The organism is Pandoraea soli (genome assembly GCF_902459595.1).
GTDB lineage: Bacteria > Pseudomonadota > Gammaproteobacteria > Burkholderiales > Burkholderiaceae > Pandoraea > Pandoraea cepalis.
On sequence record NZ_CABPSG010000012.1, the window covers coordinates 1 to 15,374 of the forward strand.

General features: G+C 65.5%; 15 protein-coding genes and 1 pseudogene. 2 read left to right on the plus strand and 14 right to left on the minus strand.

The window, feature by feature from the left end; all coding sequences use genetic code 11:
* The 6 genes and pseudogenes from PSO31014_RS18095 to fliF all read right to left on the minus strand — a co-directional run.
* Window positions 1-543: pseudogene (locus PSO31014_RS18095) on the minus strand (hypothetical protein); the annotation flags it as partial.
* A gap of 19 nt (window positions 544-562) precedes the next feature.
* Window positions 563-1,015: a flagellar export protein FliJ gene (gene fliJ, locus PSO31014_RS18100; RefSeq protein WP_150552886.1), complete on the minus strand. Its 453-nt coding sequence runs from the start codon at window positions 1,013-1,015 to the stop codon at window positions 563-565.
* Between the two features lie 12 nt (window positions 1,016-1,027).
* Window positions 1,028-2,437 (minus strand): flagellar protein export ATPase FliI, encoded by a 1,410-nt coding sequence (fliI, locus tag PSO31014_RS18105; RefSeq protein ID WP_150552982.1) that lies wholly within the window; start codon window positions 2,435-2,437, stop codon window positions 1,028-1,030.
* A 341-nt stretch (window positions 2,438-2,778) separates the two neighbouring features.
* Window positions 2,779-3,438, minus strand: a complete 660-nt coding sequence (gene fliH / locus PSO31014_RS18110; RefSeq protein ID WP_150552887.1) for a flagellar assembly protein FliH — start codon at window positions 3,436-3,438, stop codon at window positions 2,779-2,781.
* A 21-nt stretch (window positions 3,439-3,459) separates the two neighbouring features.
* Window positions 3,460-4,458, minus strand: coding sequence for a flagellar motor switch protein FliG (gene fliG, locus PSO31014_RS18115; RefSeq protein WP_130027558.1), 999 nt, complete (start codon window positions 4,456-4,458; stop codon window positions 3,460-3,462).
* A complete protein-coding gene (fliF, locus tag PSO31014_RS18120) occupies window positions 4,445-6,130 on the minus strand; it encodes a flagellar basal-body MS-ring/collar protein FliF (RefSeq protein WP_150552888.1) in 1,686 nt (561 codons plus the stop codon). The genes fliG and fliF overlap by 14 nt, the downstream gene beginning before the upstream one ends.
* 350 nt (window positions 6,131-6,480) lie before the next feature.
* Between fliF and fliE the strand changes: the two genes are divergently transcribed.
* Together fliE and PSO31014_RS22455 are read left to right on the plus strand one after the other, a co-directional pair.
* Window positions 6,481-6,816: a flagellar hook-basal body complex protein FliE gene (gene fliE / locus PSO31014_RS18125; protein ID WP_150552889.1), complete on the plus strand. Its 336-nt coding sequence runs from the start codon at window positions 6,481-6,483 to the stop codon at window positions 6,814-6,816.
* Between the two features lie 66 nt (window positions 6,817-6,882).
* Window positions 6,883-7,032, plus strand: a complete 150-nt coding sequence (locus tag PSO31014_RS22455) for a hypothetical protein (RefSeq protein WP_174976574.1) — start codon at window positions 6,883-6,885, stop codon at window positions 7,030-7,032.
* A gap of 61 nt (window positions 7,033-7,093) precedes the next feature.
* Here PSO31014_RS22455 and PSO31014_RS18135 read toward each other — a convergent pair whose 3' ends face one another.
* The 8 genes from PSO31014_RS18135 to PSO31014_RS18170 form a co-directional block, all read right to left on the minus strand.
* Window positions 7,094-7,486, minus strand: coding sequence for an EscU/YscU/HrcU family type III secretion system export apparatus switch protein (locus tag PSO31014_RS18135; protein ID WP_150552891.1), 393 nt, complete (start codon window positions 7,484-7,486; stop codon window positions 7,094-7,096).
* Window positions 7,483-8,916 (minus strand): flagellar hook-length control protein FliK, encoded by a 1,434-nt coding sequence (gene fliK, locus PSO31014_RS18140; protein WP_150552892.1) that lies wholly within the window; start codon window positions 8,914-8,916, stop codon window positions 7,483-7,485. The genes PSO31014_RS18135 and fliK overlap by 4 nt, the downstream gene beginning before the upstream one ends.
* Window positions 8,917-8,960: 44 nt before the next feature.
* Window positions 8,961-9,299 (minus strand): flagellar protein FliT, encoded by a 339-nt coding sequence (locus tag PSO31014_RS18145; protein ID WP_150552893.1) that lies wholly within the window; start codon window positions 9,297-9,299, stop codon window positions 8,961-8,963.
* Complete coding sequence (gene fliS / locus PSO31014_RS18150; RefSeq protein WP_150552894.1) at window positions 9,292-9,726, minus strand: flagellar export chaperone FliS; 435 nt, start codon at window positions 9,724-9,726, stop codon at window positions 9,292-9,294. The genes PSO31014_RS18145 and fliS overlap by 8 nt, the downstream gene beginning before the upstream one ends.
* Before the next feature lie 39 nt (window positions 9,727-9,765).
* Window positions 9,766-11,817: a flagellar filament capping protein FliD gene (gene fliD, locus PSO31014_RS18155; protein ID WP_150552895.1), complete on the minus strand. Its 2,052-nt coding sequence runs from the start codon at window positions 11,815-11,817 to the stop codon at window positions 9,766-9,768.
* Window positions 11,818-11,978: 161 nt separating this feature from the next.
* Window positions 11,979-13,379, minus strand: coding sequence for a flagellin N-terminal helical domain-containing protein (locus tag PSO31014_RS22850; protein WP_150552896.1), 1,401 nt, complete (start codon window positions 13,377-13,379; stop codon window positions 11,979-11,981).
* 494 nt (window positions 13,380-13,873) lie between these two features.
* A complete protein-coding gene (locus PSO31014_RS18165; RefSeq protein ID WP_150552897.1) occupies window positions 13,874-14,533 on the minus strand; it encodes a response regulator in 660 nt (219 codons plus the stop codon).
* The gene (locus PSO31014_RS18170) at window positions 14,530-15,366 is read right to left on the minus strand and encodes a sensor histidine kinase (RefSeq protein ID WP_174976575.1); all 837 of its coding nucleotides are present in this window, start codon (window positions 15,364-15,366) and stop codon (window positions 14,530-14,532) included. The genes PSO31014_RS18165 and PSO31014_RS18170 overlap by 4 nt, the downstream gene beginning before the upstream one ends.
* Window positions 15,367-15,374: the final 8 nt, after the last annotated feature.

Here is a 15,374-nt window from a genome sequence, read left to right on the forward strand (position 1 = left end):
GCCGCTCACCGCGGCGGCGATGGCCGCGCCGGTGCCGGACTTGGCGTCGGCCGGGGTGGCCGGGGCAGGGGTTTGGGGCGGCAGCGGCGCGTTGTTCATGGCGGCAAGGGCGACGGCAAGGGCGGCCGCCGGATCGCCGGGCGCCGCCGTGGCCGCCGCTTCGTCGGCGGTAGTGTCGTGCTTGTCGCTGTCGGCCGTCGTCGATTTCGAGGAATTTGTCGAAGCGTTCGTTTGACCCGTTTGGCCCGCCTGCCCGGTCTGGTTCGCCTGATCGGCTCGCGAGCCGTTGTCGGCGGTGTTCTGCGTCGGCGTTGCGCTGCCGCCCGAGGCGTTCCCGGACGACGCATTCGTCTGACTCGCTTGCGCGGCCGTATTGTTCGCGCTGCTCGCGGCGGGCTGAACCGTCTGGCGGGTCTGCTGCGAGAGCACGGCGGAGAAGGGCAGCGCGTTGCTGTCGTCGGTGTTCGACGACCCGGCGCGGTGGCCCGTCACGGCTTGCAGGGCGGCGCCTGCGGAATCGGTCAGGAAGCTAAGAATCGACATAGTGGGCGCCTTGGGTCCTTCAAATCGGGGAGTCGGCACGACGGCGCAGGCTGCGCGCGGCGTACTCGTCGTTTTCCTTCTGCTCGCGCCGCGCGACACGCAGCGCTGTGCGGGTTTGCTCACGCGAGGCGAGCGTGCCGAAGGAGTTCAGGCGGCGCTGCTGCGCTTGCCATTCGCGGCGCGCGGCCGCGAGGCGCTCGTCGGCTTGCTCGAGCAGCATGGCTTGCTGTCCGATGGCCGTGTCGAGCGTATCGATGAATTGCTGGAAGTTGCGCCAGTCGCATCCGGCCATGCCCTGGATCGTCGCCGTCTGCATGCGCGTGCGGTATTCGTGACGATACTGGCGCAGCGCTTCGAGCTGGCGCTCGACCTCGGCGCGCTGCGTCTGGCGTTCGCCAAGCAGGCGCGCGGCTTCGTCCACGTCCTTCTGGGCGAGTTCGATGAGCAGCTTGAGGGGCAGGGTGGAGTTCATGGCCGCCGCCGGTTAGTGGAACAGACCGTGCATCTGGTGCACGGCGTCCGGATAACTGGCCCGCTCGCGCATTCCCTGTTGCAGGAAGTTTTCGAGTCGGGGATACAGCTCGATCGCCTGATCGAGCATCGGGTCGCTGCCCGGCGCGTACGCGCCCACATTGATGAGGTCGCGGTTGCGCTGATAGCGCGAGAGCATCTGCTTGAAGCGCCGGACCTTGTCGAACTGCCCATCGTCGATGAGCGAAGCCATGGCACGGCTGATCGACTGTTCGATGTCGATCGCCGGGTAGTGCCCCGACTCCGCCAATTGACGCGAGAGCACGATGTGGCCGTCGAGAATGGCGCGGGCCGAATCGGCGATCGGATCCTGCTGATCGTCGCCCTCGGTGAGCACGGTGTAGAACGCAGTGATCGAGCCGCCACCGTCCGGACCGTTGCCGGCACGCTCGACCAGCGCCGGGAGCTTGGCGAACACGGAAGGCGGATAGCCCTTCGTGGCCGGCGGCTCGCCGATCGCCAGTGCGATTTCGCGCTGGGCCATGGCGTAACGGGTGAGCGAGTCCATGATCAGCAACACGTCCTTGCCCTGGTCGCGGAAGTACTCGGCCAGCGTGGTGGCGTACGCCGCACCTTGCAGGCGCAGCAACGGCGAGACGTCGGCGGGCGCCGCCACGACGACGGAGCGCGCCAGGCCGTCCGGCCCGAGAATGTTTTCGATGAAGTCCTTCACTTCGCGGCCGCGCTCGCCGATCAGGCCCACGACGATGACTTCGGCCTGCGTGAAGCGGGCCATCATCCCCAGCAGCACGCTCTTGCCGACGCCCGAGCCGGCGAACAGGCCCATGCGTTGGCCGCGCCCGACGGTGAGCAACGCATTGATGGCGCGCACCCCCACGTCGAGCACCGACTCGATGGGCGCGCGACCCAGCGGATTGACCGGCACCGACGCCAGCGAGGCGCTGTCGGTCATGCCCAGCGGGCCGAAATCGTCGAGCGGACGGCCGGCGGCGTCGACCACCCGGCCGAGCAGCGCTTCGCCCACGGGCAGACGCTTGCCGTTGTGACGTTGATTCGGCAGCGGACCGTCGGCGGCGGGCTCCATCGGGTACACGCGAGCACCCGGCAGCAGGCCGGCGACCTCCGTCTGCGGCATGAGGAACAGACGGTCGCCACCGAAGCCGACGACTTCCGCCTCGGCCGTGGCCGGTTCGCGCGAGGCGTCGTGCACCGGCAACTCGATCAGGCAGCCCGCGCCGACCGGCAGGCGCAGACCGACGGCTTCGAGCACGAGACCGGCGGCGCGGGTGAGGCGGCCGCAGCGGCGCGTCGGTTCGACGGCGTGAACGTGCGCGATGCGCTCGCGCAACGTGTTCTGCCAGCGGCGAAGATGCGAGTCGCGGGCGATCTCGCGGGCGTCCAGGACGTGCGTGGCGGCTTTCGGCGCGGCGGATTCGGTGGCAACGGTCGGCGCGGGACTGCCCGGTTCGGTGTCCGCGTTGGGCCATTGAGCCGGACGGTCGCTGTGATCGACGTGGTCGGCGTGATCGTTTGGGTCGTCGGGTTGCAGCGCGTCGGTCTGCGCGGTCGGTGTGGCCGTATCGAAGCCCGTGCCGACGCCAGTATCGATTTCATCCCACAGGCGCACCGAGGGCTTCGTGCCGTCATTCGCCGGGGCGGGCGTGGAGGGCGTGGCGGCATCGTGCGTGTTCTCGGTGCTGGGCAGCACCGGCGCATGCGCGGTAAGTGGGGTGAGGTCGGCGTTCACCACGGCAGATCCTTGCCCAGTGCGGCCATCACGCGCTGCCAGCGCGTGGCGACGGTGGCATCGACTTCGCCGCTCGCGGCTTCGGCCTTGCAGCCGCCGCGTTCGACGGTGGGATCGGCGCGCACGGTCCAGCCCGCCGCGCGCAGTTCCGCGCCCACATGCGCGTCGACGAGCGCGACGTCTTCCGGATGCAGACGCAGACGCGGCGAGCCGGTCAGCGGATCGTTGGAGAGCAGGTCACGCACCAGCGGCAGCAGCGTTTCCGGATGAATCGCGAGGGTCTGGCCCAGTGCCTGGCGTGCGATGTCGAGCGCGAGTCCGAGCAGCGGCTCGGCCACTTCGCGATCGATGGCGTTCACGGCGTTGCCGAACCCGTGCGCGATATCCGCGAGTTGTGCGGCGCGCGTGTCGACTTCCTGTTGTCCAGCGGCCTGCCCGGCGGCGTAACCCTCGGCGTGACCGGTGGCGTAGCCTTGCGCATGGCCTTCGGCGCGCGCGGCCTCACGCCACGCGGCGATCTGTTCCGCGAGCGCGGGATCGTCGAGCGGGTTGGGCGGCAACGGTTGCGGCGGGGACGGGGGCGGCGGCGGGTCGAACGACGCCATCTCCCAGCGCTGCCAGGCGGAGAGGCGTTCTTTCGGAATGATGGTCGACATGCGCGCGCGGTCCCTGGTCGGTTACACGTAAGCGTCTTCGCCGCGGCCGCCCACCATGATGGCGCCCTGATCGGCGAGGCGCCGCACCACTTGCAGCACCTTCTTCTGTTCGGCTTCGACTTCCGAGACGCGCACCGGACCGCGAGATTCGAGATCTTCGCGCAGCAGCTCGGCCGCGCGCGCCGACATGTTCTTGAAGAACTTCTCGCGCAGCTCGACCGGCGCGCCCTTGAGCGCGATGATGAGCGACTCCGACTCGATCTCCTTGAGCAGCACCTGGATGCTGCGGTCTTCCACGTCGAGCAGGTTCTCGAACACGAACATCTCTTCGACGATCTTCGCCGCGAGGTCCGAGTCGTAGTTGCGCACGGCTTCGATGACCGACTCTTCGTGCACGCCGCCCAGGTAGTTGAGAATTTCCGCTGCGGTGCGCACACCGCCCATCGGGCTGCGCTTGATGTTCTCGCTGCCCGAAAGCAGCTTCGTCAGCACGTCGTTAAGCTCGCGTAGCGCGGCAGGCTGAATGCCGTCGAGCGTGGCAATGCGCAGAACGACGTCGTTGCGCAGACGCTCCGTGAACAGCGCGAGCACTTCCGAGGCTTGATCGCGGTCGAGGTGTACGAGGATCGTGGCGATGATCTGCGGATGCTCGTGGCGAATCAGCTCGGCGACCGCCGTGGAGTCCATCCACTTCAGGCCTTCGATGCCGCTGGTGTCGCCGCCTTGCAGAATGCGCTCGATCAGGCCCGCGGCCTTGTCGTTGCCCAGCGCCTTGTTGAGCACCGAGCGGATGTATTCGGACGAATCGAGCGAGAGCGCCGAGTGCTGTTCGGCTTCGAGCACGAAGTCCTGCAACACGTCGGCGATCTGGTCGCGCGTGACCTGCCGCAGCGAGGCCATGGCCGCACCGAGCTTTTGCACTTCGCGCGGCGCGAGGTACTTGAAGACCTCCGCCGCTTCGTCTTCACCCAGCGACATCAGGAGGATGGCGCTGCGTTCGAGTCCCTCAGCCGCGCTCATCGCCACCACCCACCCATGATTTGACTACCGTTGCCACGATCTTCGGATCCTGTCGCGCGACTTGGCGCGCGTACTGCAAATTGCGCTCGTAGGCGCTGACTTCGGCCCGCTTGCCGGCGTCGCCGTCGGCATTCTCGCCCTCGGCGCCGTCTCCCCCCGCGGCGCCGGTCGCACCGGCCAGCGTGGGCTCGGCCGGCGGCGGCGGGGTCAGATGCTTGCGAATGGCCGGGCGAATGACGCCGAACCACAGATAGAGGCCGACCAGTCCGATCAACACCCACTTGCCGACCTGCTTGGCCAGTTCGATGTTCTGGCGCTGACGCCACCACGGCAGGTTGGCTTCCGGATCGGTCTCGACCGTGAACGGGCTGTTGACGATGTTGAGCGTGTCGCCGCGCTGCGTCGAGTAGCCGATGGCTTCCTTCGCCAGGTTTTGTATCTGGTCGAGCTGCGCTTGCGTGAGCGCCACCATCGCGGTCTTGCCCTTCGCGTCGGTGCCCGGGTGATAGTTCACCACCACGGCGGCCGACAGACGTTTCAAGCCGCCCGTCGCTTGCTGAACATGGCGAATCGTACGGTCGACTTCGTAATTGACCGTGGCGTCCTTGCGGTCGCTGCGCGGGCCCTGCGGCGCGCTGGCGGCGCTCGCCGCGTTTGCGGCGTTTTGCTGGGCGAACTGCTGCTGCGTTTGCGTGATCGGGGCAGTGGCTTGACCCGGCGGCTGGTTCGACAACGCGCCGGGCACCCCGCCCGCGGGCGTGTTACCGATTTGCGAGGCTTCGCTGTTCTGCTGACTGCGCACCGCCTGCTCGCCCGAATTCGGCTTGTAGTTCTCGGACGTCTGCTCGACCTGGTTGAAGTCGACGTCCGCCGTCACCTGAGCGTGCACGTTGCCCGGCCCGACGATCGGGTTCAGGATGGCTTCGATGCGACGCGCATACGATTGTTCGAGTTCGCGCACGTACTTGAGCTGGCTGGCGTCCAGACCCAGCGCATTGGCGCTCTGCGCGGAGAGCAGATTGCCGTTCTGATCGAGTACCGTCACGTTCTTGACCGGCAGCTCCGGCACACCCGACGCGATCATGTGCACGATGGCGCTGACCTGGCCGTCGTCGAGCACGCGGCCCGGATACAGCGTGACGAGCACCGACGCGCTGGGCTTTTGCTGCTCACGCACGAAGACCGACGGTTTGGGGATCGCGAGATGCACGCGCGCCGCCTGCACGGCCGACAGCGATTCGATCGAGCGAGCGAGTTCGCCTTCGAGGGCGCGCTGGTAATTGACCTGTTCGGCAAACTGGCTGATACCGAACTTCTGGTTATCCATCAATTCGAAGCCGACCAGTCCGCCCTTGGGCAGACCTTGCGACGCCAGACGCAGTCGCACCTCGTGCACCTGTTCGGACGGCACCAGAATGGCACCGCCGCCTTCGGCAAACTTGTACGGCACGTTCATCTGCTGCAGCGAGGTGATGATGGCCCCGCCGTCGCGATCGCCCAGGTTGCTGTACAGCACCTTGTAGTCGGGGGCACGGCTCCACAGGAAAACGGCGATCAGCAAGGCGATGAGGGCCGCGCCACCGATGAGCAGCGGCAGGCGCTCGCGCGAGCGCAACTGCGCCAGCAGGGGCGGCTTGGCGGCGACGTCCGCCGGCTGGGTGGCGGCGTTCATGCGCGGCTCCACGCCAGTGGCGTTAATACGACGTTCTTCGCGGTGGAAGTACTCACTAACATGCGACAGAATTCTCCGGGGGTACGCTTGGCATCATGCTCATATGCGACGTGCGTTAAGGATTGGAAAGATCCGTTACCCGGTGCGCACGATGCCGATGGTCCTGATTATTCGTTGCCGAATATGGAATCGTTTGAAGGATTAGGCGGGTGTTTTGCCGCCAATTAGGGTCTTGGGGGCTTGCCAGGCGGTGGTAAGCTCCGACGTAACTGATAAAAGGCGGACAGGTGAGCGCGGCGCGGTGACGCGGCGGCGCCGGTGCCCATCGAAGACAAGCGAGGACGAGCATCATGGCCATTCCGGGGATCGAGTCGGTATTGCAGAAGCTGGGCAGCGTGGCGTCGCAGGCGGCGGGCTCGATCCTGGGCACGTCGACCGCTGGCACCGGGGCGGCCTCGGCGACGGGCGGTTTCGCGTCCGAGCTGGAAAACTCGCTCAAGCGCGTCTCGTCCGCGCAGAACGGCGCGGAGGCACAGGCCCGCGCTTTCGAAACGGGCGAACCGGGGGTGGCGCTCAACGACGTCATGGTCGATCTGCAGAAAGCCAACATCGGCTTCCAGATGAGCCTGCAAGTGCGCAACAAACTCGTGTCGGCCTATACGACCGTGATGAACATGCAGGTGTAATGCCGATGTAGGGCATGGGAGGGCGCGCCGGGGCGCGTCGTCCGCACCGAAAAGGCCTCGTCGACCATGGACGAGGCTTTTTTATTGTCGGCGAGCGCACGCAACCCTCGAACGACGGTGTCCTTCGCCGACTGTGTTCGACTCATGCGCAATAACGCGACACGCAACGCCGGGGCGATCGAGGCCGGCAGCGGTGTGCCGCTCGTCAGCGGTTGAGGGGCAGGGCAGGAATTCGGACACTTCATCGCATTCTCGCCCGATGTGCGAACGGCGTGACTTAGCGCGTGCGGTGGTCGGCGGACGGATTGTCGAATGCGTTGGACGGTGACGTGGGCGCGGCGGCCGGCACGTCGACCGCGGACTCGGGGGCAACGACGCCCGGCGGCAGCGGCGGTGGGGTGCCGCCGCGTCCTGCTTCGAGCTTGTAGAGCCACGCCAGCAACTCCGCGACCGCCTGATAGAGCTGCGCCGGAATCCGCTGATCGAGGTCGACCTGCATGAGCAGGCTCACCAGCTCAGGCGACTCATGCACATACAGGCCATGCTCGTGCGCGGTGCGCACGATCGTTTCGGCGAGCAGGCCGTAGCCCTTCGCCACCACGCGAGGTGCCGTGTCGTTCGCCCCGTAGGCGAGCGCGATCGCCGTGCGACGTTCCGGTGGCAGCGTCATGCCTCACCCCCGGCCACTGCGTCTGGCGGCACATCGCCCGCCGATGGCCCCGGCCGCCCCGTGGCGTTGGTTGGCGCGGCAGCGTGGACTGGGTGCGCGGGGTTGGCCGGGTTCGCAACTGCCGATGACCCGCCGACGCTTGCCCCCGCGTCCGTCAGCGCGCCGAACGACAATTGGCTCGCGATGAGTCCGACGGCCGAGAGCCGCTGGCGCAAGGCCTCGCCCTCTTGAGACAGCACGTCGGCCGACACGGACGAATCGGTCAGCAGGCGCGCCTGTAACTGCTGCCCGGACAACCCGAGCGTGACGTCGACCGTGCCCAGCAACGGCAGCGTGAGACGCAGATGGGTATGCCATGTCGAGGGCGTGGCCGCGTCGCCGGGCATCGGTTGCCCGGCGCGTTCTTCGACCTGCCATGCCATCGGCGCTCCCGGCCAGGCCATGCCGTTCCACTGGAATTGCGGATTCACCAGCATGTCGAGCTGCTGACGCACCAGCGTGACACTTTCCGCGGGCGCATTCGCCACGGCGGCCATCGCCCCGGCCGGGCCGTGCGGCGCGCCATTGGGCGGTGAGCCGTTGCCCAGCGCAGCGAGGGTGGCGTCGCCCCCCTGCGCGCCAGGCAATACGCTGCTCGTTGTGTGCGCCACACTTGCGGCATGCGCCAGCGCATTGGCCGTGTTGGGGAGGTTGGCGCTCGCATGCAGACCGCTATCGGCCGCCTCGCCCATTGTCGGCGGCGCAACGACGCCGGGCGACGTGGCACCGTACGCGGCCGCCACGGGCAGGGTCGACGGACTGAGCGTCGGCCAACCGGTCGCCAGCGCGGCGTCGGCGCCCGCCGGGCCGAGCAGCCGGGTGAGGGGGCCGGGACCGGGCAGCGTGGCGTCGGCACCGGCCGCGCGCAACTGTGCGGCCAGATTCGCCGACGCCGGCCAGCGCAACTGCGGCTCGGCCTGTAGCTGCTCGAACGAGCGGCTGCCCGACGCCCACTGCGACAGATGCGATTCGTAAAAGAGTCCGCTCGCGGACAACGCCTCCTTCAACGCCGCCGCGAGCAGCGGCGCGAGCGCGGGCGCGCCGGTGCCGGGGGCGGCAGGCCACACGGGCGTGCTCGCTTGCACGGGGCCGGGCGAGTCGGGCGCCAGCCGCAGAATCGTGTCGATGGTGCGCGCGGCGGCCGAAAGCGTCGCCTGTTGAACCGGGGAGGGAGGCCGGGCACCGGTTTGCGGCGGCGCGTTACCGAGTCCGACGGCCGTCGTCGACGTGCGGGTGGCGAGGTCGCCGAGGGCGGACGTGGCGTCGCCGGTGGGCTGCAGGCCCGATACGGCACCTGGTGCAGTCGTCGAGGCCGCTCCTTGTCCGACGCCGAGCAATGTGTCGAGCCGTCGTGCGAGCGTTGTGGCCAGCACCGAATCGAGACCGGCCATACCTGACTGACTCCGAAGAATGGGCGACGCGACGCGCTGGCGCGTCAGGCGCCCAGGTTCAGGCCGTAGACTTCGTGCAGGGCACGTTGACGGCGTGTGCTGTTGATCATGGCATCCAGATGCGCCAGACGCGGTACCACGAGATCGCGAATTGCAGCGTCGTCGGCCAGAATGCGACGGATGACGGCGTGTTTTCGCGCCCGCTCGTCCTCGCTGAGCGGCAGTGACGCGTCGAGCTGCTTGATCGAATCGACCTGTGCACGATACTGCATCTCGAGGTCGATGAGGGCATCCCAATCGCCATCGCGCGCCACGCCGAGCATGCGCTCCGTGAGGCCGGCAATGCTCTCGTAACAGTTCAGCAACGTCTTCGCTTCATTCATAGCGCACTCCGGTGCCCGCCTGTGCGGCGGGGGCCCCCGTGCCGGCCGCCGGCGTGATGGCTCGCCAGGCCGATGCAATCGTATCGAGCAGGGTGTCGACTTCCTGTACCTTGACCACGTCGTTCTCGAGATTCGCTTCGAGCAGGCGTTGGCCCATGTAGTCGTAAAGATCGCGCAGGTTGCGAGACAGTTCTCCGCCGGCGTCCATGTCCAGGCCGTCGCGCAGACCGCCAATGATGCCGATGGCTTTCGAGAGCGCGAGTCCGCGATCGGCGATGCGGCCGTCTTCGAAATGGACGCGGGCCTTCATGAGGGCTGCCTTGGCACCGTCGAACAGCATCATGATGAGCTGGTGCGGACTCGCGGCGATGACGCCCGTCTCGAGTCCGACTTTGCGATAAGCGTTGGCGGCGTTTTGACCGTACATGACTTTCTCCGAAGCGCGCGGCGTGAGTGCGTCGCGGGCTTACTTCGAGGACGACGACGAAGACGACGAACCGCCAAGCACCTGCTTGAGGTAGTCGCTCGTGTTCTGCAACTTGGCCATCGTCGCGTCCAGCGCCGTGAACTGGGCGAGGTAGCGGTTCTGCATCTGCGTCATCTGGTCCTGCCAGTCGCTTTCCTGCTGCTGCACCTGCTTGATCGTTGCGTTCAGACTATCCGTGGCGGAATTGATGGCGCCCTTCGTACTCAGGAAGTCCGTGACCTGGTTGGACAGCAATGAGGCATAGCCCTGCGAAAAGTTGATGGATCCGCGGTCGCCGAGGTTAGTGCCGGTGATCAGGATCTTCAGGCCTTCGACAGGCGTGCCGGTGGCACCGATCAACGCTTGCCCACTGCCAGTAGCGCTGTAGCCGTCAATTGTACCAGCGACATCCACGCCATCCACACTGGTTGCCGTGCCCATGAGCGCGAACAACGCGCTGCCGCCAGTTACCAGGACGTTCGAGGCCGAACCGTAGCGGTTCGACGTAATTGTCAGGATACCGCCTTTCTGCGATGCGCTAACCGATGAACCATTGGCCACAAATACGCCGTTGCCATTGATCGCCGCCTGTACGGCGATGGCGAGCTTGTCCGGGGTATACGTCCCCTTCGGAATCGTGATGCTGGTGCTTTTGCCGTCAACCTGGATTGTCAAGGAGTTGTTGGTGTCATCGATGACGGTGCTGGCGCCCATCGTGCTGCTGCCTACCGCGCTCCCTTGCGTGGAGGCACGAGTAATGTTGATATCGTACTGGCCCGGCTGGGTGATTGAGGTCGAACTGACGTACTTGACGAGACTGTCTGTCGTCGTGCCATTGGTCGCGAGCAGCGAGGCCAACTGGGCGAAGCCGCCCGAACTTATCGCCTTGTTGAGCTTGGTAGAGTCGACGGCCAACGTGCCGTCGATCTGGGATGACACGCCGATGTCGGCCAGCGACGACAGTGCGGTGGTCGAAACGCCAGGCAAGCGGGCATTGAGTATGGACTGGATACGCGTTTGTACAAGCTGCACCGTCGAATCGCCGATCAGCGGCCCGTTGTTCGCGCCGCCCCCGGCTTTGTCGAAGGCGGTCAACTGGGTGAATGTGCTTTGGAGGGTGTTATAGGCCGAGGTGAAGTTTGTGACAGCGGAAGTCACCGCAGAGCTGTTGTTGCTCGCCGAGACGCTTGTTGCGCCCGTCTTCATCAGTGTGAACGAGAGCCCTTGCACCGCGTTCGAAATACTATTGGATGCGCTGGTCACGGCAAGACCGTTCACGGTCAGGTTTGCATTCTGCGCCGCTACCGTCTGCGTGAGATTCTGCGTTCCGGTGGGATCGTTGGCCAGCAGGCTCTGCACGGCAGCATCGCCGGTGGCGGCGACGTCGATCTTCATGCTCATCGCCTGGCCTGTTGTGCTGGAAGTCAGCACGAGGCGGTTTGGCGAACTGCTGCCGTCGTTTACGATCGAGGCGCTAACCCCACCGTTGGCGGCGTTGATGGCGTCTCGAATCCCTTGCAGGGAGTTGTTCTTGTTGTCGATCGTGATCGAGAACGACGACTGGCCGGCGTTGGGGTCGAAGCTGGCGCCTGAATATTTTCCGCTTGTCAGCGTGCCGCCGGAGACCGTACCGAAGCTGAACGTCACCTGCGTCGACGCGCCGCTGCCGATCGCGGCTGTTTGGTCAGCAACGCCCCCTGTCGTCAGGCTTTGTGCCTGCGCCAGTTGAGAAACGTTGATCGCATAGCTGCCGGCCCTGGCATCGCTCGCGGCACTTGCCGACAGGATCGTGGGGTCGACGACGGCGGCAGACATCTGCAAATAAGACGACGCCGACGATAAATCGGTCAGTGCCGACTGGAAGCTGCTCAGCGCGGACTTGAGATTGCCGATCGCCGACAATTTGGTTTGATAGCTGGATTCTTGCGACTTGAGCAGATTAAGCTTGGTCGTGGCCGGCTGCATCAGACTGGTGACCAGAGCGTTGACGTCCAGCCCTGAACCGATACCGGGGGACGAAATGCTGCCTGTGGAACTGGTACTGGTAGCCATAAATCGCTCGCACTCTCAAAAAATTTGCTCAACTCGCAAGACGGCGGCATGCAAAACCTTTTGCCGCTGTAATGCTGACGGCGGCACCCCCTCGCGTGGAGGTGGCGCCGCCGGTGGCCCGGCGGTACGGCTGCCGGGCAAACTCACTGCCAATACGGCGCTTACTGGAGCAGCTTCAGCACTTGTTGCGGCAGTTGGTTGGCCTGGGCCAGCATCGAGATGCCGGCTTGTTGCAGAATCTGCGACTTGGTCAGGTTGGCCGTTTCAGCTGCGTAGTCGGTATCTTGCACGCCCGAACGCGCCGTGGTCAGATTTTGCGACGTCGTCGACAGGCTTGAAATCGTCGATTGGAAGCGGTTTTGCACGGCGCCCAAGGTCGATTGCAGCGAGTCGACGGTGTTGATCGCCGAGTCGATTTGCTGAATCATCTTGGTTGCCGAATCGACCGTCAGCACGTCGGCGTTTTGTAGGCTGCCGCCCACGGCCGACACGCCGGCGTTGGCGGCGTTGGCGCCGAGCTTGGTGGCGGTGCCGGTGATCGAGAACTGCTTCTGCGAATTCAGGGCAACGTTTCCGCCCTTGTCGACCACTGCCGTCAGGCCAGAGATGTTCTTGGCGTTGATGGCGTCAGCCAGATCCTGCGTGGTCGAGAAATAGCCGGTGATGTCGGTCGAGGTCGAACCGCTGTTGATGGTGAGGTCGCCAGCAGAGAGGTTCAGGCCGACGTTGCTGCCCACGCCAGTGGAGTCGGCTGCGGGACCGGTCGCGGAGACATTGGCCAGCGCGAGTGCTGCACCGTCAGTGGCACCGCCGAAGGTGACGTTGGCGTATGCGGCGGTGGTCAGTTCACCCGTGGTCTTGTTGACGCTGACCACGTTCGAGCCTGCTGCGGCGTTGATTGCCGTGGCCAGATTGCTGGCGGTATTGTACGTGCCCGGCGCCACAGCGATTGCCGCGCCAGCACCCACCTTTACGGTCAAGTCGGTAACGTTGTAGCTCTTGAAGCCACCGGCGGCGGCAGTGGTCGTCAGCGTCTTCGAGGCGATGGCGCCCAGCGAAGACGTTTGAACGCCTTGCGTCAGGCCGACCGAAATCGTTTGGCCTGAGTTTGCGCCCACCTGGAACGTGGCGGTGCCGAACGAACCGTCTAGAATGTTCTGGCCGTTGTACTGAGTTTGGGCCGACAGGCGGTTGATTTCAGCCAGACGTTGCTGAACTTCTTGATCGAGCGCTGCACGATCCGACGTCGAGTTCGTCGAGTTCGTCGATTGCACGGCCAACGTGCGAATGCGGTTCAGATTGTCAGTCACCGCCGACAGGGCACCTGCGGCGGTTTGCACCAGCGAGATGCCGTCGTTGGCGTTGCGCTGCGCTTGCTGCGTGCCGTTGATCTGGGCCGTCATGCGGTCCGTGATCGCCAGGCCAGCGGCGTCGTCGGCGGCGCTGTTGATGCGCAGACCCGAGGACAGGCGCGTGATCGAGGTTTGCAGGCCCGACTGCGACGTGCTCAGGTTACGTTGTGCAACCAGCGAGAAGATATTGGTATTGATGACAGATGACATTTAGCCACTCCTTTCCCAAAATTTTTGGCTCCGGCTTAAGCGCCGTAACTTCGGCTCTACAGCCATTCGCCGAAAGCCGCCGTTGTAGGGGATATCGGACAGCCATTGGGAAAATTTAGGGTGATTTCACAAAATGATGTGTCACCCCCCATCGACGGGCCCTGTCGATGTAGGAAAAACGCTAGAGGATCAGTCTACAAAATTCCTCCCCAATTGATCCCGCAAGGAAAGGGGCAATCTGCCGCCTATTCAATCCCTGTAAGGCTTGGAGAGGTGGCCACGAGGGGCTGGGTCACCGTGGTGTGGCGACCGATTCCCACCCCGCGGCAACGCTTGGGTGACATCCAAGAAAATTTCTTGGTTTGGGGGGGAAGGCGATGCGTGGCGCAACGCTGCCGACGGCAAAGACCGGATCGGCGGTCCGAAATGCACGTGGCCCGCGCAAGCGGGCCACGTAGTGATTACTTACTTCTTGATGCGTGATTCCGGAACACTCAGGCGCAGAGCGGCCCCATCTCGGCGCTGACCAGGCCGTGCTGCATCACGTAATAGGTGAGTTCGGCGTTGTTGTTCAGGCGCATCTTTTCCAGGAGGCGCGTGCGATACACGCTCACCGTCTTGACCGAGAGCGAAAGCGCGTTGGCGATGTCCGTCAGCCGCTTGCCCGAACCGATCATGCAAAGCGTCTGATATTCCCGGTCGGACAGGCGCTCGTGCGGCGGCTGGTCGGCGTCGGGGCCGAGGAAGTCGGCAAGCGTCTCGGCAACCATCGGGCTAACGTACTTGCGCCCCGCGGCGACCTGTCGCACGGCCGAGACCAGTTGCTGCGCGTTCGAGCGTTTGCTCAGATACCCGGCCGCGCCGGCCTTGAGGGCCCGAAGCGCGAACTGGCCTTCACCGTACATGCTGAAGATCATGATCGGCAGACGCGGATGTTTGCGTCGCAGGGTCTTGAGAATCTCGAGTCCGTTCGTGTCGGGTAGCGAAATATCGAGCAGGACGATGTCCCACTGGGCGGCGTCGGTCATCTCCAGCGCTTCCGCGCCGCAGTCGGCTTCGCCGATGACCGAGATGCTCCCGCTGTCGGAGAGCAACTGTCGCACGCCCTGACGCACGATGGCGTGGTCGTCGACGATGAGCACTCTGAGCGTCATGATGCGTATCCGTGAAGAGCAAGCGATTCCGGGGCATGATGGCCGGTCGCGAGTGCCGCGGCCGGGGACGACAGAATCTGGTGCCAGGGAAGACGCGCGCTCACGAGCGTCCCCGATCCTTGCGCACTGCCAATACGTATCGTGCCGCCAAGCGCCGTGCAGCGCTCGCGCATCCCTACCAATCCGAAATGTCCCTGCTTGCGACGCGCGCCGCGGACCAAGCCGCGACCGTCGTCGGAAATCGTGAGTTTGAGTGAACGTTGACCGCCGTCGAGCGCCACCACTACGCGAGAGGCGTGTGCGTGTCGGGCGACGTTGGTCAAGGCTTCCTGCGCAATTCGATATAAGGCCAGCACCGCGTCGGGCGTGAGCTTGGCGACGCGCTCGCGCGTCACGTCGTCGCAGCGCCAAATGCAGGTGAGACCGCTTTGTTCGCCAAAGCGACGCAGCCAGGCGCGCAACGACGCGACGAGGCCGGCGTCGAGCGCGGGGGGGCGTTGGCGGTAGACGAGGTCGTCCGCCGCGTCTTGAGCCGCGTTTGCTGCCTGCTGAATCTGGGTGCAAAGGGACTGCCACTCGGCGGCGTCGGCCGGGGCGCGCGTGGCAAGACGCGCCACCACCAACTGCAATGCGGTGAGGTGCGCCCCAAGTCCGTCGTGTATCTCCCTGGCCAGGCGCGTGCGCTCGGCTTCGCGAGCGGCGTCTATTCCGTGAGCCTCGGACTGTGCCTGCGGGCGCGCGGCGGGCTCGGCCGGCAACGCCGTGTCGCACGCGGCCGCCGGGTCCGAGGTCGGCGTCACGGCGCGCGCGTGCAACGCGTCGTCATGTGACACGCGACGTC

Coding starts and splice junctions, on each gene's coding strand:
- fliJ (WP_150552886.1), bottom strand. CDS start 1,015: ATGAACTCCACCCTGCCCCTCAAGCTGCTCATCGAACTCGCCCAGAAG.
- fliH (WP_150552887.1), bottom strand. CDS start 3,438: ATGTCGACCATCATTCCGAAAGAACGCCTCTCCGCCTGGCAGCGCTGG.
- fliG (WP_130027558.1), bottom strand. CDS start 4,458: ATGAGCGCGGCTGAGGGACTCGAACGCAGCGCCATCCTCCTGATGTCG.
- fliF (WP_150552888.1), bottom strand. CDS start 6,130: ATGAACGCCGCCACCCAGCCGGCGGACGTCGCCGCCAAGCCGCCCCTG.
- fliE (WP_150552889.1), top strand. CDS start 6,481: ATGGCCATTCCGGGGATCGAGTCGGTATTGCAGAAGCTGGGCAGCGTG.
- PSO31014_RS22455 (WP_174976574.1), top strand. CDS start 6,883: ATGGACGAGGCTTTTTTATTGTCGGCGAGCGCACGCAACCCTCGAACG.
- PSO31014_RS18135 (WP_150552891.1), bottom strand. CDS start 7,486: ATGACGCTGCCACCGGAACGTCGCACGGCGATCGCGCTCGCCTACGGG.
- fliK (WP_150552892.1), bottom strand. CDS start 8,916: ATGGCCGGTCTCGATTCGGTGCTGGCCACAACGCTCGCACGACGGCTC.
- PSO31014_RS18145 (WP_150552893.1), bottom strand. CDS start 9,299: ATGAATGAAGCGAAGACGTTGCTGAACTGTTACGAGAGCATTGCCGGC.
- fliS (WP_150552894.1), bottom strand. CDS start 9,726: ATGTACGGTCAAAACGCCGCCAACGCTTATCGCAAAGTCGGACTCGAG.
- fliD (WP_150552895.1), bottom strand. CDS start 11,817: ATGGCTACCAGTACCAGTTCCACAGGCAGCATTTCGTCCCCCGGTATC.
- PSO31014_RS22850 (WP_150552896.1), bottom strand. CDS start 13,379: ATGTCATCTGTCATCAATACCAATATCTTCTCGCTGGTTGCACAACGT.
- PSO31014_RS18165 (WP_150552897.1), bottom strand. CDS start 14,533: ATGACGCTCAGAGTGCTCATCGTCGACGACCACGCCATCGTGCGTCAG.